Here is a 24,906-nt window from a genome sequence, read left to right as displayed (position 1 = left end):
CCATGAGTCGACTCACGCTGGGCCGCCGCCTGAAAATCCGTTCCATGGTCCACATGGCCGCCGAACCGATCCCGTTCTTCTGGCCGATGCGGACCTTCATCCACCACAACCCGCTGCACGGTCTCGAGCACCTGCCGTTCGAGCAGGGTGTGCGCCAGGGCGAGCAGCTCTTCCACGGCCGCGCGTTCCTGCCGCGCACCGACTACCAGCGCTACCACGCCGAGGGCAAGGTCGACGACGCCACCCTCGGTGACGACATCCAGCGCTTCCTGGCCGAGCGCGATGCCATCGGTGAGCTCGATCTCCACGGCCTGCTGCAGACGCTGCTGTGCCGCACGCCGGAGACCGTCGGCGAGCGGCTCGACCTGGCGGATGCCGACGACATCAAGTGCGCGATCGACGGCGAGACGACCCCCTGCGGCGAGACGACCGCCGACATCGACGCACTCCAGGAGCGCCTCGCGCGGCAGTTCCCGCCCGAGCGACCGCTGTACGAGTCGATCGACCTGCTGTTCGGTACCGAGATCGGCACGACGCTCGACGAGCTGGTGATCAAGAGCTGCCTGGACTTCTTTGACGAAGGCCAGTCGACCCTGCAGATGCCTGGGCGCGAACACGGCTTCTTCACCGCCTGGAGCGCGCTGGCCAAGCGCAACCTGCGCCTGTTCCTGCGCGGCCTGCACATCAAGAAGATCCTCGCGCAGGACGCCTCCGCCGAGGGCGTTATCGCGTACGTGCTCGGTGAGCTGGGCATCGAGGAGTCGCACTGGGACGGCCTGATCACCCGCGAACTGACCCGCCTGCATGGCTGGGCCGGCTTCATCCGCTGGCGCTCGACAGCCAGTCGCTACCACTGGTCGCAGACCTACCCGGCCGACCTGATCGACTTCCTGGCCATCCGGCTGGTGCTGGGCCTGGCGCTGATCCGCGAGCACGCCCGTCGCAAGCGGCTGCCCGCCACCTACCCGGAACTGGCGACCTACCTCGAGCAGCACACCGCCGAGTGCTACCTGCGCCAGGCCTACCACGGCGGCACGGTCCAGCCGGAGTGGGCCCACCGCGTCGACGACGCTCTGGCGCACCGCCACCCCGGCCACATCAACCGTCTGCTGCCCGAGTACCTGCACGACGAGCGCAGCGCCGAGGCGCGCCGACAGAGCGAACGCCTGCTGGCGCTGGCCGAGACGGCCGGGCAGACCGAGGCGCTCAAGGCCCTCGACGTGGACCAGATCGACGCCTTGCTTACCCTGCTGGACGAGTTCGAGGATGGCGAGGGCATGATGTGGCTGCGCGCCATGGAAGCGGTCTACCGCAAGTCGCTCCTCAACGAGATCAAGCTGCTGCCGCCGCGCAAGCGCGAGAAGCGTCCCTTCGCGCAGGCACTGTTCTGCATCGACGTGCGCTCCGAGCGCATCCGTCGCCAGCTCGAGCACGTCGGCGACTACCAGACCTTCGGCATCGCCGGCTTCTTCGGTGTCCCGGTCAGCTTCATCGGACTGGGCAAGGGCACCGAGCTGGATCTCTGCCCGGTGCAGATCACGCCCAAGAACGTGGTGCTCGAGGTGCCGACCGGCGCGACGGAAATCGAGACCGACTTCTACTCCTCGGCCAGCCACGTCCTGCACGACGTGAAGAGCTCGGTGCTCTCGCCGTACTTCACCGTCGAGGCGATCGGCCTGCTGTTCGGCTTCGACATGATCGGCAAGACCGTCGCGCCGCGCGTCTACGACCGCTGGCGCAACCGGATCGAGCCCAAGGACGCCTCGACCCGTCTCTTGATCGACAAGCTCTCGCGCGAGCAGGCCGACTCGATCGTCCGCTCGCTCCAGCGGGTGACGATCGTGCAGGCCATCGGTCAGCAGCTCGGCATCGACCGCGACGCGATCACCGACTCGATGATCCGCGAGTTGCGCGAGATCGCGATGGGCAACCGCGAGGGCACCTCCGAGTTCGCCCGCCAGTTCGCCCTGAGCCCCGCCGCCGAGGCCGAGTTCATCGAGACCCTGCGCGACGAGTACCGCATCAACCCGTCGTTCGTCTCCATGCAGATGGAGCGGCTGGGCAAGATCGGCTTTTCCACCGACGAGCAGGTGTACTTCGTCGGCCAGGCGCTGCGGATGATGGGGATGAACGAGAACTTCTCCCGCTTCGTCATCCTCGCCGGTCACGCCAGCAAGTCGGACAACAACCCCTACGAGTCGGCGCTCGACTGCGGCGCCTGCGGCGGCGGCCACGGGCTGGTCTCCGCACGGGTACTCGCGCAGATGGCCAACAAGTCCGAGGTACGCCGTCGCCTGGCCGAACAGGGCATCCACATCCCGGATGACACCTGGTTCGTCCCGGCGCAGCACAACACCACCTCCGACGAGATCGCCCTGCACGACCTCGACCTGCTGCCGACCAGCCACCTGGTCTACATGGAGCGCCTGCGCAACGGCCTGCGCGCGGCCAGCCGCCTGTGCGCCGCCGAGCGCCTGCCGACGCTCGAGGAGAACGTCGACCCCAACCTCGACACCACCACGGCCTTCCGCCACATCCAGCGCAACACCAGCGACTGGACCCAGGTACGCCCCGAGTGGGGCCTGGCGCGCAACGCAGCGGTGGTCGTCGGTGGCCGGCACCTGACCGAGGACATGGACCTCGACGGGCGCAGCTTCCTGCTGTCGTACGACTACAAGCTCGACCCGAAAGGCCGCCTGCTCGACACCATCCTCTCCGGTCCGTTGATCATCGGCGAGTGGATCAACCTCGAGCACTACTTCTCCGCCGTCGACAACGAGGGCTTCGGCAGTGGCTCCAAGGCGTACCACAACGTCGCCGGCCGCTTCGGCGTGATGACCGGCAACCTGTCGGACATCCGTACCGGCCTGCCCTCGCAGACGGTGCTCAAGGACGGCCGCCCGTACCACGAGCCGCTGCGCCTGCTGGTGATCGTCGAGGCGCCGGTCCCGCACGTGCTGGCCGCCGCCGGCCGCGTGCCCAAGGCGCTGAGCCTGATCGTCAACGGCTGGGTCAACGTGGTGGTCGCCGACCCCGAGACCGGCCACATGCACTTCTTCGACCGCGGCGACTGGCACGACCTGGGGCCGGCGCCCCAGCGGGCCAAGCAACTGGAATCCATTGACGCAGAGGAGAGCCCTGCATGAGCAATCTCAAACTCAACCCGCTGAAGAAGCTCGAGATCATCATCGAGGGCGAGCACCAGGAATTCGCCACCGACCTCCTCGACCGTGCCGACGTGAAGGGCTACACCATCGTGGGCAACCTTTCCGGCAAGGGCAGCCAGGGCTTCCACGAAGGCCACCTGATGTTCAACGAGGACGAGGTGCTGATCATGATCATCGCCGCCGTCCCGGAAGAACTGGTCGAGCCGTTGCTCGAGGGCTTCGCCCCGTTCTTCGACAAGCACAGCGGCGTGGTCTTCGTCTCCGACATTCAGGTCAGCCGCCTGGTTAAGTTCAAGGGCTGATCGCGGTAGCATTGCGACCCAGACGTCGCCACCGACACCAAACACCGATTCGAGAGCGCAAACATGTTGTTTGATCAAAGCCCCCAGCAAGGGACCAGCAGCACGGACGCGGACCAGTACCGCATCCAGACCGAGCCCTACTACCGCCCGGTCCACGACGAGGTCGACCTCTACGAGGCCGCCTACAAGGCCCGCATGCCGATGATGCTCAAGGGCCCCACCGGCTCGGGCAAGACCCGCTTCATCGAGTACATGGCCTGGAAGCTGCAGCGCCCGCTGATCAGCGTGGCCTGTAACGAGGACATGACCGCCTCCGATCTGGTCGGCCGCTACCTGCTCGACAAGGACGGCACCCGCTGGCAGGACGGCCCGCTGACCACCGCCGCCCGCATGGGCGCGATCTGCTACCTCGACGAGGTGGTCGAGGCCCGCCAGGACACCACGGTCGTCATCCACCCGCTGACCGACCACCGTCGGGTCCTGCCGCTGGAGAAGAAGGGCGAGCTCGTCGAGGCGCACCCGGATTTCCAGATCGTCATCTCCTACAACCCGGGCTACCAGAACCTGATGAAGGATCTGAAGCAGTCAACCAAGCAGCGTTTCGGCGCGCTCGACTTCGACTACCCGGACCCGGACACCGAGACCGAGATCCTCGCCCACGAGACGGGCGTCGACCGCGACATCGCCGGCAAGCTGGTCGAGATCGCCCAGCGGGCGCGCAACCTCAAGGGCCACGGCCTCGACGAGGGTGTCTCCACCCGTCTGCTGGTCTACGCAGGCAGCCTGATCGCCAAGGGCATCGACCCGCGCGCCGCCTGCTCCATGACCCTGGTCCGTCCGATCACCGACGACCCGGACATGCGCGATACCCTCGACTCGGCAGTCAGCGCGTTCTTCCAGTAACAGGAAACGCCCGCCGAAACGACAAACGCCCAGCCATTCGGCTGGGCGTTTTGCTTTCTGCCTGTATCAACACAGGACATCGTCAGATGTCACGGTCGTAGCGCACCTCGATGTCGTCCTCGGTGATCGTTGCGATCACGGTCGTGCCGCGGGTGAAGTAGACGGGTTCGCAGGCCGCCTCCCTGCCATCAGGGTAACGGACGCGGAACGCCATCCCCGCCTCGTCTTCGACACTGAACTGGATCGTCGAGTCCGGGCCGATATTTGGAAACGCCCTCTCCTGCTCGCGCCACGCCGCCACCGCGGAAACGGGTTCCTCCGTTCGGTTCCGGATCTCGAACTGCGGGTCGAGGAACGACGGGGCGACGACCAGCACCATTACCGCGGCGATAAACAGCAGCGCGACGATCGTCAGGGCGTTGTAGATGCGGCGGAACACGCAACCAGCATACTACTCGAGCCAACACATCTCTTGGGCAACCTCAGCCAATCACCGCGCGGTCGGTCCTCGAGGCGTCAGTTTGGTTTCAAAAAGGGCCGTCTACAGCCGTGCCGTTACAGACCAACTCACACACCCTCCCCTAACAAACTCACCGGTCGCCTAAATCCGATACCGGTATGGGCTTTTCGGACCCCTTAATCGCAGAAGGCAAACGTAACAACGTCTCTCAGCGTTGACTCACACACGTCAATCAACATCCGGGTCAAATGTGTATTCAGGATAATATTTCAAAACTTTGTAAACCTTCGGCTTGCCACGAACCGTCTGAACCTCAACGTCAACTATGTACGCCAGCTCCTGCCAAGGCTTACCAAACCTTGGCTGCGATTGCAGCATTTCTTCTTTAACGGATTTATTCTCAAAAACAACCTTCAACGCCGACCTAGAAATATCATCAATAATCGCGCGATTGCCAGTATCAGAATTCGGGTCGAATTTGGTCTGATACCAATACATAACTTTTTTTCGATGAATATTCTCTTCCGGCTCATCCATATCGTCTACCAAGCGCTCAATCTGATTCTGCATAGCCTTGGCTTCTGTTGAGCTAACGACAATCTGGTTTATAACCTTACCACCCTCGGCCACATTGATATTCATCTGAGAGCCGCCATCCTTTGCAACCGGCTCGACAAACCTATTCCACTGTTGCAAATCTTGTTTCGAGTACTCTTTCGGAGCGTTATCAATCTTCCCAAGAAGCCATGCACAAAGATTTTGAACTACTTTAGACCACTCTAATAACGACCCGCCTTGCCAGAGGAGAGGAGCAATCGGCACAGATTGCGAGACCAATTCAACAACAATTGATCCACTACGCACCTCCTTAATTAACAATTCCGCGGAAACTTCGCTTCCATTTTCAACCTCAGCCTCGACAAACTTATGAAACTGCTGCCCAAAAGCCAGAAGGGAAAGCGACAAATCTTCAAGCGCGACGGGTTGTGTGTTCCTTATTTTTATTTCAAGACTGTTATCAAGATCTATCTCCATGACACTATCCATATGATCCAATCTCCCAAGGGCCGATTACAATCTCTCAAACACGACAACGATTACATTTCAATCACGATTGATCCTGTGAGAGGACCATCTGAACCACATCGCGCTCCACGCGCCGTCTCTCCAATACGCCGACAGTTTTTCCGTTTTCGTCGAGAACCGCTACAACCTCTAATCGATGAGTATGCATATGCCGGAGCGCCTCAATTAGCGGCATTTCAGCCTTGACATATTCGGTGATAGCAGAGCTAGCATATCTCGCCAATACAGCTCTATCCTGCAAAACAGAAAGAAACTCCTCTATTCGCGACGAATCACTATCATGCACCTTGTATTTTGTTATTGTCCTGCCAAGAAGTCTTCTTAACGGTATTAATGCAACAAAATCATCGCTGGAGTCGCGAACCTCCAAATACCGCAAATTCGGCAAATGGTACAAATACTCTTGAAAAGCATCGACCGAATAAAAGTTTGACCGCCCTTCGACAACCAAAAGGCGATCTATTATATTCCGACGGCGACCACTTATTCTATGCAGGTAAGAAATATCTCCCTTGATATCGCTTACGCTTGGCTCTATTGCATGTGTCGCTAGCAAAGCCGAAGCACCAACAGGCTTATGTAAATTTGCCTCAAGCTCTACGCCGAATCCTTTTAGCTTCTTCACGTACCCCCCAACCACGAGGGCAAGAATTAAAGGAACCGCTGCAACGATAAGCCATTTTCCATCAAGATCGAGAGTGCGAGGAAATAGTGACTGAAAAAACAGGAACACAATGAGGAGGACAGCAGAAACACCACTCGCAATCGATAAACCCTCATGAGCCAGGCAGAGAGTTTTTATCTTTTCCCAAATACGTGGAATGCCTTCCATACTTCCTTACCCGCATCTTAATTTTTCAACCAAAGAGCATATCAGGACTACATGCAAAAAAAGCCCGACTGGTGAGCCGGGCGTCTTGGTTCTGGGTGTGGTCGGCCGAAGCCGACGGGCTAGAGCTTAGCGGTTACCGCTACGGCCCCCACCACCACGGCGACCGCCGTTGCCACGACCGCCACCCGAGCGGCCACCGCCACCGGGGCCACGGCCCTGACCGCCACCGCGTCCGCCGCGGGGACCGCCTCGACCGCCGCCACCGGGTCGGCCACCGCCGCCGCGACGACCGCCGCCACCGTTCCGACCGTTCGGGATCGGCTCGGGCTTGGCGTTGGGGTCCGGCTCGAAGCCGGGCATGACGTGGCGGGTGAGCTTCTGCTTGGTCAGGCGCTCGATGTCGGCCAGCAGCTTGTGCTCGTCGACGCAGACCAGCGAGACCGCCTCGCCGGACTCCCCGGCCCGGCCGGTGCGGCCGATGCGGTGGACGTAGTCCTCGGCGACGTTCGGCAGCTCGAAGTTGACCACGTAGGGCAGCTGGGCGATGTCGATGCCGCGCGCGGCGATGTCGGTGGCCGCCAGCACGCGGATGGTGCCGTTCTTGAACGACTCCAGCGCCTTGGTGCGGGCCGACTGGCTCTTGTTGCCGTGGATGGCCATCGCGGGGATGTCGCGCTTGGAGAGGTACTCGGCCAGACGGTTCGCACCATGCTTGGTACGGGTGAACACCAGCACCTGCTGCCAGTCCTGGTCGATCAGCAGCTCGGCCAGCAGTTCGCGCTTCTTGTCGCGGTCGACCTCGTAGACCGACTGGCTGACCGCCTCGACGGTGGTGTTGCGCGGCGTGACCGAGATCTCGGCCGGGTTGTCGAGCAGGCCCTGGGCCAGCTTGCGGATATCGTCGGAGAAGGTCGCGGAGAACAGCAGGTTCTGGCGCTTGGCCGGGACGATCTTCAACACCTTCTTGATGTCGTGGATGAAGCCCATGTCGAGCATGCGGTCGGCTTCGTCCAGCACCAGGATCTCGACCTGCGACAGGTCGACGGTGCCCTGACCGTGGTGGTCGAGCAGGCGGCCCGGCGTGGCGACGAGGATGTCGACGCCGCGCTTGAGCTTGTCGATCTGCGGGTTGATGCCCACGCCGCCGAACATGACCATCGATTTCAGCGGCAGGTGGTGACCGTAATCGAGCACGCTCTGCTCGACCTGGGCGGCCAGCTCACGGGTCGGGGTGAGGATCAGCGCGCGGACCGGGCGCTTGCCGCCCTTGTGGCCGCCTTCCGGGTGCGTCGCCATCAGGCGCTCGAGCAGCGGCAGGGTGAAGCCGGCGGTCTTGCCGGTGCCGGTCTGCGCGGCGGCGAGCAGGTCGTTGCCGGAGAGAACCGCCGGGATGGCCTTGGCCTGGATCGGGGTCGGCTGGGTGTAGCCGCGCTCTTCGATGGCGCGCTGGATTTCCGGGCGAAGGCCCAGTTCAGAGAACAACATAGAGATGATTTTCCTCGGGAGACGCGCGGCGCATGGAGACCATGGCGGGCATGGCGTCTCGGATGGCGTGGCGTTTCCCGTCACACGGTCCCGGGGAGGGAGCGCACGCCAGTCGGCAAGGAAAACGCGGGGTGAGCGGACCGTCAGCTGACAGGCCGTCAATACTTGGCTCGGCAGGACTGGTCTGTCCGAGGCGGCGAATCCTAGCACGTTTGCGTGATGGCCATCGGTTTTTATCGCTGCAAAGGGGGTCTGCCATGTCGCCGTCACAAAGCGCTGGTATCGATGGGTTCCCAAGGCAGGAGGGACCGCCCCATGAAGACCGGCACTCACGACCACGGCACCGCCACCTCGATCGACTCTCTGCTCGGCGAGGTCACCGCCCTGCGAGACCGGGTGGTTGACCGGGCGACGCGTCGACTCGAAGACGCACTCGGCAAGGCCGACCGCGCCGGGCCGAGCAGCTGGAACCTGGCCTGCTATCTCGCCCTGCGGGCCGAGGACCTACGCGAACTGCAACCGCTGCTGGCCGCCCACGGCCTGTCGTCGCTCGGGCGAAGCGAATCCCACGTGCTGGCCACACTGGATGCCATCATCGACCTGTTGCGCCGGACCAGCGGGATGCCGCCGGGCACGACCGGCTGCTCGATCGAGGACTTCCTTGCCGGCGAGCGCATCCTGGCGGACAACACCGAACGCCTGTTCGGCAGCGAGGCGCCGCACGGAGTGCGCATCATGGTCACCCTGCCCACCGAGGCCGCCGACGACGCGGAGCTGGTCGAGGGGCTGATGCGCTCAGGCATGACTTGCGCACGCATCAACTGCGCCCACGACAGTGCGCGAGAGTGGAGCCGCATGGTCGGTAACCTGCAGGCCGCCCGACAGCGGATCGGGCGCCCCTGCCGGCTGTTCATGGACCTGGCCGGCCACAAGGTGCGCACCGGCGAAGTCCGTCGGCGGCACAAGGCCCTGGAGATCGACTGGGAAGGCAGTCGGGCGCCGGTGATCGAGATCAGCGACGGCTTCCTGCGCTCCGAGCCGGTCGGCAAGGGCCGCAAGCGCAACTGGCACCTGGCGCTGGACACGGCGGTGGTCGACCGGCTGCACGACCACCAGGAGCTGTACTTCGTCGACGCCCTCGGGCGTGAGCGCCGCATGCGCATCGCGGCCACCGGCACCGCCCGCTTCTTCCACGCCGCGCTCGACGGCCCAGCACACATCGACCAGACCACTGCCTTCCACGACCCAGGCACCGGTGAGAAATTCCTCGCCCGCGGTTTCGACACCCGCCCGGCAAAGATCCGCGTGTTCGAGGGTGACCGGCTCCGCCTCACCGCGGCCGACCGCCCGGGCGAACCCGCCCGCCTCGACCCGGCGGGCAACGTGATCGAGCCGGCCCGCGTGCCCTGCGCCGAGCCGCGGGTGTTCGAGCGGCTGGCCGCCGGCGATTCGGTGTGGATCGACGACGGCAAGATCGGCGCCCGGGTGCTTGAGCTTGACGCCGACGGTGCGCTGCTCGCCATCGAGCACGCCGGCCCGCAGGGCAAGACCATCAAGCCCGACAAGGGGCTCAACTTCCCCGATACCCCGCTGGATCTTCCTGCCCTGAGCGATAAGGATCTCAAGGACCTCGACTTTGTGGTCGCTCATGCGGACATGGTGGGCTTCTCGTTCGTCGAGTCCGGCGACGATATGCGCGCCTTGATGGCGGAGCTGGACACGCGCGGCGCCCAGCGCATGCCGATCGTCGCCAAGATCGAAACGCGCCGGGCGGTGGCCAATTTGCCCGAGATCATGCTCGCCGCACTCGACCGTCGACCGCTGGGCATCATGATCGCTCGCGGTGATCTCGCGGTGGAGCTGGGCCCGGAGGCAATGATCGAGGCGCAGGAGACCCTGCTGTGGCTTACCGAAGCGGCGCACGTACCGGTCATCTGGGCCACTCAGGTGCTGGAGACGCTGGCGAAGAAGGGCACCATCTCGCGCCCGGAGCTCACGGATGCGGCCATGGCCGAGCGCGCCGAGTGCGTGATGCTCAACAAGGGTCCCTACATCGAGCGGGCCGTGCACATCCTGGTCGAGATCGTCCAGCGCATGCACCGCCACCAGCACAAGAAGACGGCACAGCTCGCGCCGCTGGCATGCGCCGCCACCCCGGCGGGAATGACTGCGCGCGCCGACTCCTGATCCTCGTCGGCCACGTCTTGCTGGTAGACTGCCGGACCCGCAAACCAATCGGCGTCACGACACACCATGAGCAAGGGATCTCTCCAGGATCAGCTTCTTCAGGCCGGCCTCGCCAAGAAGGGTGACAAGAAAGGCGGCAAGAAACCCAAGAAGAAATCCGCCTGGGGCCGGGTGAGCCGGCACGACCAGGAGGCGAACACCAAGCCGCCCAGGGAGATCGAGGCGGCCAAGAAGGCGGCCGCCGAGAAGCTCGAGCGCGAGCGCCAACAGGCCCGCGAGGCCGGAGCCCGCCAGCGCGAGGACGAGCAGCGCCGCGCCCAGCGCGCCGAGATCCGCCAGCTGATTCTCGACCACGCCGAAAAGCTGCCCAGCCACGGCGAGCCGTTCCACTTCGCCGACGACGGCCGCGTGCGGAGCCTGCCGGTCAACCCGCGCCTGCGCCGGGGGCTTGCCACCCGCAAGCTGCGCCTGGCGGTATGGAACAAGCGCTACCACATCATCTCCGCGCAGACGGCCGAGAAGATCGCGAAGCGCGACCCGGCCTTCCTGGTCGCCCTGCCCAGCGGCGGCGAGATCCGCGACGAGGCCTACGCCGACTTCGCGGTACCGGACGACCTGGTCTGGTAAACCCGCCCCCGTTCCGGGGGCCTTCCTGTCAGCCGCCGCCCGGCGGACTATTCTTCCGATAACGACATGAACCGTCGTGCCACCCCGCCTGTCGAATCAGGTGGGGCAACGCGCGCCGGCACGCGCCAGGCGTCCCGCCGTCCCGACCGGCACTCCGGGGAGGTTCGTCATGAAGGGCATCAAGACCGGAAGCGTGGCCCTGGGCCTGATCGCGATCATCGCCACCCTGCTGCTCGCAGGGCGCCTGTACCTGCCCTACTGGGTCACCGACTACCTCAACGCCCGCATCGCCGAGCTCGACGGCTACGACGGCTCGCTTGAGGACGTCGACATCCACCTCTGGCGCGGCGCCTATGCCGTCCACGGGCTGGAGATCCACAAGGTCGAGGGCGGACTGAAGGAACCGTTCGTCGCCGCGGAAACCATCGACCTGTCGGTGGAGTGGAGCGCGCTGCTCGACGGTGCGGTGGTCGCCGAGATCGACATCCACGACGCGGATTTCAACTTCTCCCGTCGCCAGCGCGGTGAAGGCGCGGGCTGGGAACGCCTGGTGGATGCCTGGTCGCCGTTCGACATCAACCGGCTCGCCCTACATGGCGGCCGGGTGGCGTACATCGACTACAGCACCGAGCCGAACGTTCACCTGTATGTCGACGGCATCGACGCCGAGGTGACCAACCTGCGCAACGTCGAGGACCGCGATCAGACCCTGCCCTCCGACCTGCGGGTCACCGGCCGTTCGCTGGGCGGCGGCGCGCTCACGGTGGAAGGCAAACTGAACGTGATCCAGGCGATTCCGGACTTCGATCTCGCCGCGGAATTGCGGCAGGCCTCCCTGCCCGCCTTCAACGACTACGCCAACGCGTTCGCCGCCGTCGACTTCGAGCGCGGAAACCTCGGCCTGTTCACCGAGCTGGCCGCCGCGGACGGCCGCATGAGCGGCTACGTCAAGGCCGTGGCCACGGACATCTCACTAGTCGACTTGCGCGAGCAGGACCAGAACCCGTTCAATGTCCTGTGGGAATCGGTCGTCTCGGGGTTCATGGAAATCTTCGAGAACCAGCCCGAGGACCAGTTCGCCTTCCGCATCCCGATCGAGGGGAATCTGGACGACCCGGACCGGGACGGCTGGGCCGCGTTCCTCAGCATTTTCGACAATGCCTTCGGCAAGGCCTTCACGCGTGACACGGACGGCAATATCCGCTTCGAGGAACTGCTGGAGGAGTGAGGCGTCGAGGCGAGGCAGAAGCCCTCAGCCCTTGTCCGCGGCATCCTCGGGAATCAGGTCGGAGCCCTGCAACGCCCGGTGCGCCGCCTCGTAGCCGGCCTTGATGGCCTCCTCGGCACGCTCGAACTCCAGCAGGCCGACGCGGGCGAGCTTGGGCGAGATCAGCAACTCCGGCGGGTCGCCGGCCATCCGGCTTCTCGTGATCCGGTCCTGCATGATGTTGATCGAGCCGGCCATCACGTCGAGCATGCCCGGCGGCTCGTCGGCATGCTCGCGCTCCTCGAGCCACTTGCCGACCCGGCCGTCGAGGAAGCGCTCGTCGACATCGTCGAACCATTTGCGCAGGCCGCTCTCGTTGTGGGTGTCGCGGCGCGCCGCCCCGCGCACATCGCGGATGTGCCGACCGACCAGGTCGCTGTTGAGATTGACCGCGATCACGATGTCGGCGCCCAGCGCGCGGCACAACGACACCGGCACGGGATCGGTCAGACCGCCGTCGACCAGCCAGCGATCCTCGTGGCGCACCGGCGACATCAGCCCCGGCACGGCGATCGAGGCGCGCACCGCCTGCATCAGGCTGCCGTCGCGCAACCATACCTCGCGACCGGCCTCGAGATCGGTGGCCACAGCGGCAAAGGGGACGTCGAGCGACTCGATGTCGACGGGCTCGACCTGCTTCTCCAGCGATTTCATCAGGCTGTCGCCTTCGATCAGCCCGCCACCGAAGCGCACGTCCAGCAGCCGCATCACGTCAAGCGAGCGGATGCCGCGCACCCATTTCTCCAGTCGGTCGAGCGAGCCGCTGGCATAGCCCGAGCCGACCAGCGCACCGATCGAGCAGCCGGCGACCATGGATGGCCGGATGCCGACCTCCTCCAGTGCGTGAATCACGCCGATATGCGCCCAGCCGCGGGCCGCGCCGCTGCCCAGCGCCAGGCCGATCATTGGTTGCTTGCCGCTCATCGTCGCTCCCTGTCGCGGTTAATCGAGAAACCCGCCGGCCCGGCCGGTTGGCGCGCCACGGCGGCTGGTTCCAATCCTACACCGGCAGCCACCATCCGGGTCAGTCGGCCATCGCCTCAGCGCGGCGGGCAATCGTCCGGCTCACGCTCCAGCTCGGCCCGGCGCATCGGCATGCGATCGATCAGCGCCAGGATCGGCTCGAGCGATGACGGCTGGCCGACGTATTTGCGCTCGCCGTCCAGCCCGAACAGCAGCAGCCGCGCCGACCCGTCGGGCTTGCGCCGGACACGCTGGCGCACGACCGCCTCGGCGGCATCGGTGAGCCGGGTGCGCTCGAACTGTGCCTCCTCGTCCCCGGCGAAACGCCGCCAGACACCGCCGGGGCGCACCTCCAGCCAGTGGATGCGTCGCTCGGCCAGCGCGCAGCGACTGGCCAGCAGGCGATCCTCCCACTGGCGGCCTCGCGCCGCGGCCCGGTTACCGGTGCCGATCACCATCAGCAACGGGCGATGCTGCCACTCGAGGGCCTGCCAGTAGCCCGGATTCCCGGCCGGCTCGGCGTTGGCCGGAGCGTTGCCCGAGAACAGGGCCACGGCGAGAAACAGGGGAGCGGGAACAGGCATGGTCGCCTCCGGAACAGCGGAACCTCCTCTGGAGACTAGACCGGATCACCGATCCCGACCGGCAACGATGAACGCCACGGCTTTGTGGCAATCACGGTGTAACGGCGATTCATCTACTACGGTTGAACCAGCGCGTTGTGCAATGCGTCACGTGAACGCTTGCGCCATTCCCATCGATTCCAACCAAAGGTTTCCCATGCAAAAGAATCCGGATAAAGGATATGTCGCCCTGCTCGGCTGGTCCCTGAACGCGGTCGAGGCCGCCGAGACCTTCGATCGCCGTTACGTCGTGGTGGCGCCCGACTGGGCCGAGGAATACTGCGAGCAGCACAACATCCCCTATATCCCCTGGAACTTCGAGCGGCTCAACGACCGCTCGATGGAAATCGCCCACACCCTCCAGGAAAAGGGGGTCGACGTGGCCATCCCGCTCTACGAGGAGACGGTCGAATGGGCCGGGGCGATCAACTCCGTGCTGCTGGACAAGCCCAAGCTGTTCGGCCAGGCCATGCTGCTGCGCGACAAGGCGCTGATGAAGCGCCGGGCCCAGCTGGGCGGCATCCGCGTGGGTATTTTCGAGGAGGCGCACGACAAGGAGGACGTGGTCCGCTTTCTCAAGCGGGTCAACCAGACGCTGCTCAAGCTCGACGGTGACCCCAACGACCCGATCCACCTCAAGGCGTTCGACAAGGCCGGCTGTCTGGGCCACCGCGTGATCCGCACGCCGGACGAGGTCGACACCATTCCCGAGGAGGAATTCCCGGTACTGATGGAGTCGCACCTCGACGGCTGGGAGTTCGCGGTCGAGGCCTGGGTGCACAACGGCAAGATCCGCTTTCTCAACATCTCCGAGTACGTGACGCTCGGCTACTCGGTATTCGTGCCGGCCACGCCGGAACTGGAGAAGTACCGCGAACAGATCCGGGCCCAGATCGAGAAGCTGATCAAGACCTTCGACATCGAGTTCGGCTTCGTCCACCCCGAGTACTTCGTCACCAATGACGGCGAGATGTACTTCGGCGAGGTGGCCTATCGCCCGCCGGGCTTCAAGGTGTTCGAACTGCTCGAGCGCGCCTACGGCTTCAACGCCTATCAGGGCCTGATCCTCTCCTTCGACCCCAAGACCACCGAGGAGGAGATCACCGAGTTCTTCCCCAAGGAAGTGGTCGATGCCAAGGGCGTGGCCGGCTGCTTCGGCGTCTACCCGCGCCGCCGCGTGGTCAGCCGCCTGGAGATTCCCGAGGAGACCGAGAACCACCCCTACTTCGAGTCGCACGAACTCACTGCGCCGCTGGAAGAGACGGTCACCAAGCGCACCGCTTTCGGCACGCACTGGGGGCTGGTGTACTTCTTCGGCGACGATCCGCACACCATGCGCGATCTGCTCAAGCACCAGGAGGATCTGGACTTCTATGTATAATCCGGCGCATTCCCCCGGGCACAAGGAGCCCACGTGACCAGCGAAGCCGGCGACCAATCGGGCGGGGACCTCCTGCCCGGCCTCCTGCAACGGTTCGATGATGCGCTTTCGGCGCTCGATGCCGCCCCCGAGTTCTCCAAGCCGACGCGACTGCGCCGGGTACTGGACGGTGCCAAGCGGGTGCTGCTTCAGGACGGCGGACCGGCGGCGCTCGAGGCCCGTGCCGAAGCGATCGAGACGGCAGGCACCTTCCTCGGTTCGGACTGGAACTACCCCGAGATCCTGGTGCCCTCGCTGTCGGCGCATTCGCTGGCCAGCAGCGATGCCGATGCCGTCGTCATCGAGGCCCTGAGCGATCTGCGAATGCTCGCCGTCGCGCGCGGCGACTATCCGCACCCGAGGCTCTCGGCAGAAAATGCCCACCACCATCTGACCCAGGTGCTGGCCGTCAACCTGCAACGCCTGTTCATGCCGCCCACGGAGGCAGAACGGGAAAGCCAGGGACGGCTGGCCGATCTGGCGCGCGGGCTGCTTTCCCACCTGGCCGAGCGGATCGGTTACGAGCACATCGTCGACGAGCTGATCGACGAGATCTGGCGCATCCTGCAGCAGCGCCCGATCCAGACCGGTCCGGTCAAGCAGATGGTGACGCAGATCGCCATCTGCCAGGGGGATCCGAACATCGACCTCGGCGCCAGTGGCCAGGGAGCCGACCGCCTGGTCAGCAGCCTGTTCGGCCCGACCCAGGCCTGTCGCGAAGACCCGGGCGTGGCCGTCTACCAGGAACGGCTGGACAGCATGGATGCCGGCGCCCTGCAGAACGAGGCGACCGGGTTTGCCCGCGCCATGCACGACACCGGGCTCGTCTCGCCCTACCACGCGACGCTGGTACGGCATCTCGTGGACCAGGGCGATCACCTGCTAGCCGAAGCGATGGGGCTCTCCGCCACGGGCCGGGACTGCCTGCTGTGCTATCGCGACCTGGCCCATGCCCTGATCGACCAGGCGGTGCTGCCCGAAACCGCTCAGGCGATCTACGGTCTCGCGCTGATGCTCGAGCGCGGCATCCTGTACCAGTCGCCGGTCGCCCCGGCGCTGTGGCGCCAGCTGAGCCTGCCGCTATCGGCCTGGTCACGGGAACGCCTGGCGCTGGCCTTCGGCGAGGCGATCCCGCCGCGCACCCGGCTGCTGGAGGGCGTGCTCTGCATGCTGGGCCAGCCGCTGGGCGTCGGCCAGGGCAACAACCCGACTTGCCAGTCGGCGCGTGCCCTGTCGATGTGGGCCTACAACGATCCGGACTACCTGCTGCAGATGGTTGCCTGGGCGGCGCGCGACGACGAGATCATCATGCACTTCGAGGGCCAGCCGATCTCGTCGATGGCCTCGCTCAGTGGTGTGGCGCAGAGCCTGCCGATCGACCTGGATGCCGTCTCGTTGCTGGTCGTCCCGCACCTGGACCGCATCTACGCCGAGATGGGCCGCCGCTGCATCGGCCGCGAAGGCGACCCGCACCGCTGGGTCAATCCGGAATTCCACGGCTGGTGGGCCGGCCGCGGCTTTCGCATCAACGTCGACGTCGCCACCGGCCAGCTCGACGCGGTGGAGGACTTCCTGCGCCACTTCTATGCGAGCTATCACCCCTACTACAACGGCAACCAGCCGCTGATCCATCCGCAGCCGATCGGCATCGCGGCCACCGACACCGCCGCGCGTTTCATCGGCTGGCACGCGATCACGCTGCTGCGCGTCTCGCTCGATCCGCAGGAGGTGATGCGGGCGTACTTCTACAACCCGAACAACGACAGCGGGCAGAACTGGGGGGATGGTGTCGAGGTCAGCACGGCGGGCAACGGAGAACGCTTCGGCGAGTCCTCACTGCCCTTCGAGCAGTTCGCCTCGCGCCTGTACATCTTCCACTACGACCCGCTCGAGTACGGCGAGCTGGCCGACGTGCCGCAGGAGGCACTCGACCGCGTGATCGACATGGTGCACCGCACCTGGGGCGCCGATCGCATCCCGTCCGAGCACCTGACCCTCAACGTCGACAGCCCGACCGGCACCGAGGCCTGAGGCCTCGAGCACCGTCAGGCCGGCAGGTAGCAGTCGAAGCGCAGCCGGCCCGAGCGGTACTCGATGTCCGGGGTCGTCGCGTCGATGGTCGGCGCACCCGGCGGACGCTTGACCACCCAGCGCGCACCCTCCTGCCGGCGTGCCCAGACAAACAGCGCGGAGGCATCCGCGTCCTCGCCCACCAGCTGGTGGAATATCCGCATCGGCTTTTTCACCAGCGCGGACTTCTTGCGTTCGGGGAACATCGGATCGAGATACCAGACGGTCTCGGCCGAAACCGGCAGGCCCGGCGGTGAACCGGAGAGCACGTCGCCACCGACCAGGGTAATGCGCGAAGCCGCGTCCGCCAGGGCCGGGTCGGCGGCGGCGCGTGCCAGCGCATCCGCCAGCAGGCAATGGACCACCGGGTGGCGCTCGACCGCGGTCACCCGGCAGCCGCCGGCGGCCAACGCCCAGGCATCGCGCCCCAGTCCGGCGGTGAGATCGACCACCGGCGGGCGGTAACCGCCCTTCCAGCCGGTCGCCCGTGCCAGGGCATCCTTGCGCGCCAGCGGGCGGGCATAGGCGCGGTCGGCAAAGTCGATCACCAGCGGCAGGTGCCCGAGATCGGGCCGGTCGGCGGGAGGGAACAGCGCCACGCCGCCGGCCTCGATGGCCAGGGCGAAATGCTCGGCCGGCACCGCCTCGCGATCCTCAACACAGGCCAGGCCGTGCTCGCCGGCAAAGGCCGCCAAGCCGCCGGCGTCGTCCGATGCGGCGACCACCGTCACCGGCAAGCTCAAAGCCACTTGCGGAAGATGCGCGAGTTGCGCTTGAGGTTGTAGAGCGCCCGGCGCTGGGAGGGCAGGTTCTCGAGGCTCTCGTCGGCGAAACCCTTCTCACGGAAGAAGGCCATGGTCTGGGTCGAGAGCAGAAAAACGGATTTGAGCCCCAGCGAACGGGCACGGCTTTCCATGAACGCAAGCAGCCGCGCGGCACGTCCACCGCCCTGGTAGGCCGGGTGGACCACCAGGGCGGCGAGCTCCGCGGTGCCGGCCTCGGGGAACGGATAGAGCGCGGCACAGGCGATGATGTCGCCGTCGCGGTCGATCACGACGAAGCGGTCGGTCTCCAGTTCCAGCTGCTCGCGCGAGCGGCGCACCAGCACGCCGGCCTGCTCCATCGGCTCGATCAGGGCCAGTATCCCGCCGATGTCGTCGAGGGTGGCCGGACGGATGCGCTCGTAGGGTTCGCTGGTGATCAGCGTGCCGCAGCCGTCACGGGTGTAGAGCTCGACCAGCAGCGCCCCGTCCACCTCGCGGTCGACCAGGTGGATACGGTCGACACCCTTTGAGCAGGCGCGCACGGCGCTGTGCAGGTGCAGCTGGAATTCGGTCGACAGCCGCCCGCCTTCGCGGTCGAGCAGCCCCTCGACCTCGGCCAGACTCATCGCGGTCGGCAGGTCGTCGAGCGGGTCGGTGAGGAAGATCAGCTTGTCGGCACCGAGTGCGACGGCCATGCTCTCGGCCACGTCCTCGGCGCGCAGGTTGAACAGCTCGCCGGTGGGCGAGTAGCCGATGTTCGACTGGACCACGATCGAGCCGTCGCCAAGCGCGTCACGCACGCCGTCGACGTCCACCCGCCGCACCGCGCCGGTGTGGCCGAGATCCACGCCGTCGATCACGCCCATGGGACGCGCGGTGACGAAGTTGCCGGTCAGTACGCGCTGGGCCAGCCCCGACCCCGAGGCCAGGCTCAGACGCGCCGACAACCAGGAGATCACGTCGAACTGCACCGCGCCGACCGCCTCGGTCAGCGGGTCGATCATGGCAGGCTCGGTAACGCGCAGCCCGCCGTGGAAGTGCTCGTCGAAGCCGGCTGCCTGGAAGCGACGGTTGATCTGCGGGCGGGCGCCCGGCACCAGCACCAGCCGCACGCCCAGATCGGCGATCAGGACGATGTCGCGGATCAGCCGCTCGAAGCTCGCCGGTTCGTCGAGGGCCTCGCCACCGAAAGCGACCACGAAGACGTGGTCCTCGTGCTCGCGGATGTAGGGCACCGCATCCCGCAGGCCACGCACCAGCACCTGCGCCTCGCCTGTCGGCTGACAGGTAACGTTCGGCGCTTGATCCTTGCTGTCACTCACGAATGCTCTCCAAAGCCGCTTCCGGGCGGGGTTGACGATGCGATCAGGATACCGGTCGCGGCGGCGAACATGAAATGGCCCCGCCCCACGACCGCAGTCCGCCGGGCGGGGCCTGACGAGGCCGGCCGGTCAGGCGCCGACCTGCCTGGCGACGTGCTCGATCACGCGGCCATGTTCGTGCTGCGGGCTGAACATCACGATGTCGGTGTCTTCCTCGGCCCGGACGCTGTGGCCCGGCGGCCAGTAGAACAGGTCACCGGTATGCGAGGTCTCCTCCTCGCCGTCGTCGTACAGCGCGGTGATCGCCCCGTCGACGACATAGCCCCAGTGCGGGCACTGGCAAAGGTCCCCCTCCAGTCCGTGCAGCAACTCGGTGATGTCGGTGCCCGCCCCGAAGGAAAAATACTCCGCGCCCATGGTCCCGTAGCCGCTCACGTCACCGAAGTTCGTCTGCTGGCGCACCGTGGCGCCGGGCACGTCGAACCGGACCGGAACGTCCGCTTTGGCAATATGCATGGCTCTGCCCTCCCCTAGTGATCGCCGGCCGCACGACCGGCCGATGCCCGCTACACGGGCCCCGTCCCCGCTACCCGATCTCGCGGGCCAGGGGATACAAGAGAAGAATAGTCCGAAAAAAAGACCGGTCCCCGACAAGGGAACCGGTCTTCGGAACGTCGCGGGCAGCTGCCCGCGGTTCAGGAGGCGTTCGGGAATTCGCCGAGGATCAGGAATTCGACCAGCGCCTGCTGGGTGAACATGCGCGCCTCGGCCTCGTCCCAGACCACGCTCTGCGCCCCGTCGATGACGTCGGCCGTGACTTCCTCGCCGCGATGGGCCGGCAGGCAGTGCATGAACAGCGCGTCGTCGTTGGCGCGGGCCATCAGCTCGCCGTTGATCTGGTAGTCGTGGAAGTCGCGCAGGCGACGCAGGCGCTCCTCTTCCTGGCCCATCGAGGCCCAGACATCGGTGACCACCAGGTCGGCGCCCTCGACGGCCGCCGCGGCACTGTCGACCAGCTCGACGCGGTCGCCGGCGGGAGCGACCACGTCCGGGTCCGGCTCGTAGCCCTTGGGTGCGGCGACGACCAGGTCGAAGTCAAAGGTGCGCGCGGCGTTGATGTAGGAGTGGCACATGTTGAAGCCGTCACCCACCCAGGCAACGCGCTTGCCGGCAATCGACCCGCGATGGCGCTGGTAGGTGTAGATGTCGGCCAGCAGCTGGCAGGGATGGCTGCGGTCAGTGAGCGCGTTGATCACCGGCACCCGGCTGTTGGCGGCAAACGTCTCGACCATGGCGTGGTCGTTGGCGCGGATCATGATCGCGTCGACCATGCGCGACATCACGCGGGCCGAGTCCTCGACCGGCTCGCCGCGGCCCAGCTGGGTGTCGCGCGGCGAGAGAAAGATGGCCGAGCCGCCCAGCTGGGCCATGCCCGATTCGAACGACAGCCGGGTGCGGGTCGAGGCCTTCTCGAAGATCATGCCCAGCACGCGACGGGCCAGGGTCTCGGGACGCTCGCCGCGCTCTCGGGCAGCCTGCAGCTGTCCCGCGCGCTCGAACAGGCCGCGGTATTCCTCGGGCGTGAGGTCGAACAGGCTCAGAAAGTGACGTGTGGACATAGCGATATCAATTCAGTCGGTTGGGGAGCCGCCCGACGGGCCGCCCCGGAAACTCAGTTGGCCGCGTACCAGTCGCGGATGACGCCGACGACGCGGTCGGCGATCAGGTCGGCCTGAGACGCGCTCAGGATCAGCGGCGGCAGCAGCCGCACCACCGAACCGGCGGTGACGTTGATCAGCAGGCCTTCCTTGAGGGCACGCGCCACCAGTTCGCCGGCCGGGCGGTCGAGCTCGATGCCGATCATCAGCCCGCGCCCACGCACCTCGCGGCAGCCGGACTCGTCGGCCAGCCCCTCGCGGATGCGCCTGGCGATCTTCTCTCCCAGCTGTTCGGCACGCGCGACCAGCCCGTCACGCTCGATCACGTCGAGCACGGTGGCCGCAGCGCGACAGACCAGCGGGTTGCCGCCGAAGGTCGACCCGTGGCTGCCCGGACCGAAGAGGTCGGTGGCCCGCCCGGCCGTCAGGCAGGCGCCGATCGGCACGCCGTTGCCCAGCCCCTTGGCCAGGCTCATCACGTCGGGCAGCACACCCGCCTCGTGCTGGAAGCCGAACCAGCGGCCGGTACGGGCAATGCCGGTCTGCACCTCGTCGACCATCATCAGCCAGTCCTGCGCATCGCACAGCTCGCGCACGGCAGCGAGATAGCCCTCGGGCGCCGGGCGCACGCCACCCTCGCCCTGTACCGGCTCGAGCAGTACCGCGGCAATCGCCGGGTCGTCGGCCAGCGCCTTGAGGGCGTCGATATCGCCGTAGGGCACGCGCTCGAAACCGTCGAGCAGCGGCTCGAAGCCCTGCTGGATGGCCGTGTTGCCGGTGGCCGACAGTGCCGCCAGCGTGCGGCCGTGGAAGCTGTGTTCCATCACCGCGATCTTCGGGCGGTCGATCTCGCGGCGACGGGCGTGCAGGCGGGCGAGCTTGATCGCCGCCTCGTTCGCCTCCGAACCGGAATTGCCGAAGAACACCTTCTCCATGCCGGACAGGGCGGCCAGCCGCTCGCCGAGCTTTTCCTGCCACGGGATGCCGTAGAGGTTGGAGGTGTGGATCAGCGTCTTGGCCTGATCGCAGATCGCCTCGGCCAGGTCCGGGTGGGCATGCCCCAGACCGGTCACGGCAATGCCGCTGACCGCGTCGAGGTGCTGGACCCCGCGCTCGTCCCAGAGATACGGCCCCTCGCCGCGGACGAAACGAACGGTTTGACGGTTGTAGGTGGGCAGCAGAGAGTCGCTCACGTTTGTCCTCGATCCGCCGCCCGCTCTTTCCGGACGGCACAAAACCAAAAAAGCGCTCCCCGGGACGACGAGCGCATTGAATCCATAGTGTTTTTTTGCCCGGCTCGACGAACGCCGTTTCACAATCGGGTTCGGAGGGGCAAGTCCGCGAGGATAGCATGAAAGCCGTCAAATCCGACAATGGCCGGATGGGCGCGACATGGAGGGAATCTCTACACGAATGCCATACCTCTCTGCGCGCCTTGATCACGAACGGCTCGACAGGCCAGAGTGGCATGGCATTCGTGTAGAGTTTCCCTTCCTTTGCGGCACTCCGTGCCACCCGTTACACACCCCGGCAGGCGCCGCTCCGACATGGCAAACGACCACCCCACTATCCAGATTTTCGCCCCTCGCTGGCTGATCCCCGTCGCCCCGCGCGACGAGGTGCTCGAAGACCACGCCGTCTGGGTGGCCGACGGGCAGATCGAGGCAATCCTGCCCCGCGAGGAGGCACGGCGGCGCCAGCAGGCGAGCGAGCATCCGGTCGACTGGATCGACCTGCCCGAGCACGCCCTGATCCCGGGGCTGGTCAACGGTCACACCCATGCGGCGATGAGCCTGATGCGCGGCCTGGCCGACGACCTGCCGCTGATGACCTGGCTCGAGGAACACATCTGGCCGGTCGAAGGGCAGATGCTCGGTCACGACTTCGTCCACGACGGCACCATGCTCGCCGCCCTGGAGATGATCCGCGGCGGCACCACGACGCTCTCGGACATGTACTTCTTCCCCGAGGCGGCGATCGAGGCGGTCCAGACCGCCGGCCTGCGCGGCGTGTTCGGCATCGTGGTGATCGACAATCCCAACCCCTGGTCGGCCGATCCCGAGGAGGCACTGGCCAAGGGCATCGACCTGGTCAACGACTGGCGCCGTCATCCGCGGATCGAGTTCACCCTCGCCCCGCACGCCCCCTACACGGTCGGCGATGCGGCGCTCGAGCGGGTGCGCACCATGAGCGACCAGCTCGAACTGCCGGTACACATGCACGTCCACGAGACCGCTCACGAGGTAGAAACCGCCGTCGCCACCTACGGCGAACGACCGCTGGCACGGCTCGACCGCCTGGGACTGCTGAACGAACGCGTGGTCGCCGTGCACATGACCCAGCTGACCGACGCGGAGATCGCGCGGCTCGCGGTTACCGGCAGCCACGTGATGCACTCGCCGCAGTCCAACCTCAAGCTCGCCTCGGGCTTCTGCCCGGTGGCCAGACTGCTCGAGGCCGGCATCAACGTCGGGCTGGGCACCGACGGTGCGGCGAGCAACAACGATCTCGACATGTTCGACGAGATGCGTACCGCCGCCCTGATCGCCAAGCCGGTCGCCAATGACGCCGCGGCGGTCAGCGCCCACCAGGCCCTGCACATGGCGACTCTTGGCGGGGCACGCGCCTTCGGCCTCGACGACCGCATCGGCTCGATCGAGCCGGGCAAGCGCGCCGACCTCGTCGCGGTCAGCCTCGACGAGCCGGAAACCCAGCCGGTATACGATCCGGTCTCGACGCTGGTCTACAGCGCCTCGCGCCGGCAGGTCAGCGACGTCTGGGTCGACGGACGGGCGTTGCTGCGCGGTGGCCGGTTGCGCCATCTCGACTCCCGCGCGATCATCGATCGGGCCAATTCCTGGCGCGAGCCGATCCGGCAGGCCAAGCCCGCCGGCTGACGCGACGTTTCCCCATCGGCGGACCCCGCAATGACCTCGACCACCGACACCACCGAGACACCCTCGAGCGCCTCGCCCGACGAACTGGCCCACTTCAACCGCCTGGCACGGCAGTGGTGGGACAGCGACGGGCCGTTCGCCTCGCTGCACGCGATCAACCCGCTGCGCATGGCCTTCGTCGAGACGCACAGCGACGCCGGCGACAGCCGCGTGCTCGATGTCGGTTGCGGCGGCGGCATTCTCGCCGAGGCACTCGCCCGCAGCGGCGCAAAGGTGACCGCCCTCGACCTGGCCGAAGACGTGATCGCCGTGGCCCGCGACCATGCCCCGGACTATCTCGACATCGACTACCGCGTTGCCGACATCACCCGCTTCGCCCCCGAACATGCCGGCACGTACGACGTCGTCACCTGCATGGAAATGCTCGAGCACGTCGAGGACCCGGCAGGCATCATCGCGGCTCTGGCCGAGGCGGTGCGCCCCGGCGGCCACGTCTTCCTCTCGACGCTCAACCGCAACGCCAAGTCATGGCTGCTGGGCATCGTCGCTGCGGAATACCTGCTCAACATGGTGCCGCGCGGCACGCACGACCATCGCCAGTTCATCCGCCCGGGCGAGCTGGCCCGGATGGGCCGGGCGGCCGGACTGCGACCGATCGCCTCGACCGGCATCGTCTACAACCCGCTCACGCGCGAGTTCTCGCTCAACGACCGCGACCTGGACGTCAACTACCTGATGGCGTTCGTAAAGGAAACTCTGCATGATTCGATGACGTCTCTGCGGGACTCCAAGGGTCCAGATGCAAGGCGCAGTCCGCCATGAAGGGCCGTCGCCCTTTACAAGGGCTGCAACGCCGCAGATGGGCCCTTGGAG

At 66.0% G+C, this 24,906-nt stretch carries 21 protein-coding genes; 10 read left to right on the top strand and 11 right to left on the bottom strand.

Going from position 1 to position 24,906, the window contains the following annotated elements:
• Window positions 1–2: 2 nt before the first annotated feature.
• From AWR35_RS08935 to AWR35_RS08925, 3 genes are all read left to right on the top strand, one after another.
• Entirely contained in the window at window positions 3–3,146 is a 3,144-nt protein-coding gene (locus AWR35_RS08935) for a DUF2309 domain-containing protein (protein WP_058575609.1), read from the top strand.
• Entirely contained in the window at window positions 3,143–3,469 is a 327-nt protein-coding gene (locus AWR35_RS08930) for a P-II family nitrogen regulator (RefSeq protein WP_058575608.1), read from the top strand. Before AWR35_RS08935 ends, AWR35_RS08930 begins: the two co-directional genes overlap by 4 nt.
• A 63-nt stretch (window positions 3,470–3,532) precedes the next feature.
• Window positions 3,533–4,372 (top strand): CbbQ/NirQ/NorQ/GpvN family protein, encoded by an 840-nt coding sequence (locus AWR35_RS08925; protein WP_058575607.1) that lies wholly within the window; start codon window positions 3,533–3,535, stop codon window positions 4,370–4,372.
• Between the two features lie 82 nt (window positions 4,373–4,454).
• Here the strand turns inward: AWR35_RS08925 and AWR35_RS08920 are convergent, their stop codons facing one another.
• From AWR35_RS08920 to AWR35_RS08910, 4 genes are all read right to left on the bottom strand, one after another.
• The gene (locus AWR35_RS08920; protein ID WP_058575606.1) at window positions 4,455–4,811 is read right to left on the bottom strand and encodes a hypothetical protein; all 357 of its coding nucleotides are present in this window, start codon (window positions 4,809–4,811) and stop codon (window positions 4,455–4,457) included.
• Window positions 4,812–5,060: 249 nt separating this feature from the next.
• Complete coding sequence (locus AWR35_RS08915) at window positions 5,061–5,867, bottom strand: hypothetical protein (RefSeq protein ID WP_197408184.1); 807 nt, start codon at window positions 5,865–5,867, stop codon at window positions 5,061–5,063.
• Between the two features lie 73 nt (window positions 5,868–5,940).
• Window positions 5,941–6,750 (bottom strand): CBS domain-containing protein, encoded by an 810-nt coding sequence (locus AWR35_RS10795; protein WP_156413973.1) that lies wholly within the window; start codon window positions 6,748–6,750, stop codon window positions 5,941–5,943.
• 126 nt (window positions 6,751–6,876) lie between these two features.
• On the bottom strand, window positions 6,877–8,235 hold the full coding sequence (locus tag AWR35_RS08910; RefSeq protein ID WP_082664035.1) for a DEAD/DEAH box helicase: 1,359 nt from the start codon (window positions 8,233–8,235) through the stop codon (window positions 6,877–6,879).
• A gap of 315 nt (window positions 8,236–8,550) precedes the next feature.
• Between AWR35_RS08910 and AWR35_RS08905 the strand changes: the two genes are divergently transcribed.
• From AWR35_RS08905 to AWR35_RS08895, 3 genes are all read left to right on the top strand, one after another.
• Window positions 8,551–10,422: a pyruvate kinase gene (locus AWR35_RS08905; RefSeq protein WP_058575604.1), complete on the top strand. Its 1,872-nt coding sequence runs from the start codon at window positions 8,551–8,553 to the stop codon at window positions 10,420–10,422.
• Window positions 10,423–10,488: 66 nt separating this feature from the next.
• Window positions 10,489–11,049 (top strand): DUF2058 family protein, encoded by a 561-nt coding sequence (locus tag AWR35_RS08900; RefSeq protein ID WP_058575603.1) that lies wholly within the window; start codon window positions 10,489–10,491, stop codon window positions 11,047–11,049.
• Between the two features lie 169 nt (window positions 11,050–11,218).
• On the top strand, window positions 11,219–12,277 hold the full coding sequence (locus AWR35_RS08895) for a DUF748 domain-containing protein (protein ID WP_058575602.1): 1,059 nt from the start codon (window positions 11,219–11,221) through the stop codon (window positions 12,275–12,277).
• 24 nt (window positions 12,278–12,301) lie between these two features.
• On the opposite strand, the gene rssA is transcribed toward AWR35_RS08895, so the two are convergent.
• Both rssA and AWR35_RS08885 read right to left on the bottom strand, forming a co-directional pair.
• Entirely contained in the window at window positions 12,302–13,240 is a 939-nt protein-coding gene (gene rssA, locus AWR35_RS08890) for a patatin-like phospholipase RssA (RefSeq protein WP_058575601.1), read from the bottom strand.
• A gap of 116 nt (window positions 13,241–13,356) precedes the next feature.
• Window positions 13,357–13,863, bottom strand: coding sequence for a DUF4174 domain-containing protein (locus AWR35_RS08885; RefSeq protein WP_058575600.1), 507 nt, complete (start codon window positions 13,861–13,863; stop codon window positions 13,357–13,359).
• 196 nt (window positions 13,864–14,059) lie between these two features.
• Between AWR35_RS08885 and AWR35_RS08880 the strand changes: the two genes are divergently transcribed.
• Both AWR35_RS08880 and AWR35_RS08875 read left to right on the top strand, forming a co-directional pair.
• The gene (locus tag AWR35_RS08880; protein ID WP_058575599.1) at window positions 14,060–15,283 is read left to right on the top strand and encodes a carboxylate--amine ligase; all 1,224 of its coding nucleotides are present in this window, start codon (window positions 14,060–14,062) and stop codon (window positions 15,281–15,283) included.
• Between the two features lie 33 nt (window positions 15,284–15,316).
• On the top strand, window positions 15,317–17,353 hold the full coding sequence (locus AWR35_RS08875; RefSeq protein WP_058575598.1) for a hypothetical protein: 2,037 nt from the start codon (window positions 15,317–15,319) through the stop codon (window positions 17,351–17,353).
• Window positions 17,354–17,367: 14 nt separating this feature from the next.
• On the opposite strand, the gene AWR35_RS08870 is transcribed toward AWR35_RS08875, so the two are convergent.
• The 5 genes from AWR35_RS08870 to AWR35_RS08850 all read right to left on the bottom strand — a co-directional run bounded on the left by AWR35_RS08870 (window position 17,368) and on the right by AWR35_RS08850 (window position 22,329).
• Window positions 17,368–18,141 (bottom strand): class I SAM-dependent methyltransferase, encoded by a 774-nt coding sequence (locus AWR35_RS08870; RefSeq protein WP_082664034.1) that lies wholly within the window; start codon window positions 18,139–18,141, stop codon window positions 17,368–17,370.
• Window positions 18,132–19,478 (bottom strand): amino-acid N-acetyltransferase, encoded by a 1,347-nt coding sequence (gene argA / locus AWR35_RS08865; RefSeq protein WP_231723586.1) that lies wholly within the window; start codon window positions 19,476–19,478, stop codon window positions 18,132–18,134. Before argA ends, AWR35_RS08870 begins: the two co-directional genes overlap by 10 nt.
• A gap of 129 nt (window positions 19,479–19,607) precedes the next feature.
• A complete protein-coding gene (locus tag AWR35_RS08860; protein ID WP_058575595.1) occupies window positions 19,608–19,994 on the bottom strand; it encodes a hypothetical protein in 387 nt (128 codons plus the stop codon).
• Window positions 19,995–20,173: 179 nt separating this feature from the next.
• Window positions 20,174–21,097: an ornithine carbamoyltransferase gene (argF, locus tag AWR35_RS08855; protein ID WP_058575594.1), complete on the bottom strand. Its 924-nt coding sequence runs from the start codon at window positions 21,095–21,097 to the stop codon at window positions 20,174–20,176.
• 53 nt (window positions 21,098–21,150) lie between these two features.
• The gene (locus tag AWR35_RS08850) at window positions 21,151–22,329 is read right to left on the bottom strand and encodes an acetylornithine transaminase (protein WP_058575593.1); all 1,179 of its coding nucleotides are present in this window, start codon (window positions 22,327–22,329) and stop codon (window positions 21,151–21,153) included.
• Between the two features lie 354 nt (window positions 22,330–22,683).
• Between AWR35_RS08850 and AWR35_RS08845 the strand changes: the two genes are divergently transcribed.
• Both AWR35_RS08845 and ubiG read left to right on the top strand, forming a co-directional pair.
• Window positions 22,684–24,033, top strand: a complete 1,350-nt coding sequence (locus AWR35_RS08845) for a TRZ/ATZ family hydrolase (RefSeq protein WP_058575592.1) — start codon at window positions 22,684–22,686, stop codon at window positions 24,031–24,033.
• 30 nt (window positions 24,034–24,063) lie between these two features.
• Window positions 24,064–24,855, top strand: a complete 792-nt coding sequence (gene ubiG / locus AWR35_RS08840) for a bifunctional 2-polyprenyl-6-hydroxyphenol methylase/3-demethylubiquinol 3-O-methyltransferase UbiG (protein WP_066185127.1) — start codon at window positions 24,064–24,066, stop codon at window positions 24,853–24,855.
• The last annotated feature ends 51 nt before the right edge of the window (window positions 24,856–24,906 follow it).

It is taken from the genome of Guyparkeria sp. WRN-7, from assembly GCF_001641825.1.
GTDB lineage: Bacteria > Pseudomonadota > Gammaproteobacteria > Halothiobacillales > Halothiobacillaceae > Guyparkeria.
The sequence above is the reverse complement of the archived record's forward strand: the minus strand, read 5'-3'. Positions and strand labels throughout refer to the sequence as shown.

What these genes read in the sequence shown, in the direction of transcription:
- argF (WP_058575594.1), bottom strand. Translation starts at nt 21,097, where the DNA reads ATGTCCACACGTCACTTTCTGAGCCTGTTCGACCTCACGCCCGAGGAA.
- AWR35_RS08935 (WP_058575609.1), top strand. Translation starts at nt 3, where the DNA reads ATGAGTCGACTCACGCTGGGCCGCCGCCTGAAAATCCGTTCCATGGTC.
- AWR35_RS08930 (WP_058575608.1), top strand. Translation starts at nt 3,143, where the DNA reads ATGAGCAATCTCAAACTCAACCCGCTGAAGAAGCTCGAGATCATCATC.
- AWR35_RS10795 (WP_156413973.1), bottom strand. Translation starts at nt 6,750, where the DNA reads ATGGAAGGCATTCCACGTATTTGGGAAAAGATAAAAACTCTCTGCCTG.
- AWR35_RS08845 (WP_058575592.1), top strand. Translation starts at nt 22,684, where the DNA reads ATGGCAAACGACCACCCCACTATCCAGATTTTCGCCCCTCGCTGGCTG.
- AWR35_RS08880 (WP_058575599.1), top strand. Translation starts at nt 14,060, where the DNA reads ATGCAAAAGAATCCGGATAAAGGATATGTCGCCCTGCTCGGCTGGTCC.
- AWR35_RS08925 (WP_058575607.1), top strand. Translation starts at nt 3,533, where the DNA reads ATGTTGTTTGATCAAAGCCCCCAGCAAGGGACCAGCAGCACGGACGCG.
- ubiG (WP_066185127.1), top strand. Translation starts at nt 24,064, where the DNA reads ATGACCTCGACCACCGACACCACCGAGACACCCTCGAGCGCCTCGCCC.
- rssA (WP_058575601.1), bottom strand. Translation starts at nt 13,240, where the DNA reads ATGAGCGGCAAGCAACCAATGATCGGCCTGGCGCTGGGCAGCGGCGCG.
- AWR35_RS08910 (WP_082664035.1), bottom strand. Translation starts at nt 8,235, where the DNA reads ATGTTGTTCTCTGAACTGGGCCTTCGCCCGGAAATCCAGCGCGCCATC.
- AWR35_RS08860 (WP_058575595.1), bottom strand. Translation starts at nt 19,994, where the DNA reads ATGCATATTGCCAAAGCGGACGTTCCGGTCCGGTTCGACGTGCCCGGC.
- AWR35_RS08915 (WP_197408184.1), bottom strand. Translation starts at nt 5,867, where the DNA reads ATGGAGATAGATCTTGATAACAGTCTTGAAATAAAAATAAGGAACACA.
- AWR35_RS08895 (WP_058575602.1), top strand. Translation starts at nt 11,219, where the DNA reads ATGAAGGGCATCAAGACCGGAAGCGTGGCCCTGGGCCTGATCGCGATC.
- AWR35_RS08900 (WP_058575603.1), top strand. Translation starts at nt 10,489, where the DNA reads ATGAGCAAGGGATCTCTCCAGGATCAGCTTCTTCAGGCCGGCCTCGCC.
- AWR35_RS08885 (WP_058575600.1), bottom strand. Translation starts at nt 13,863, where the DNA reads ATGCCTGTTCCCGCTCCCCTGTTTCTCGCCGTGGCCCTGTTCTCGGGC.
- AWR35_RS08905 (WP_058575604.1), top strand. Translation starts at nt 8,551, where the DNA reads ATGAAGACCGGCACTCACGACCACGGCACCGCCACCTCGATCGACTCT.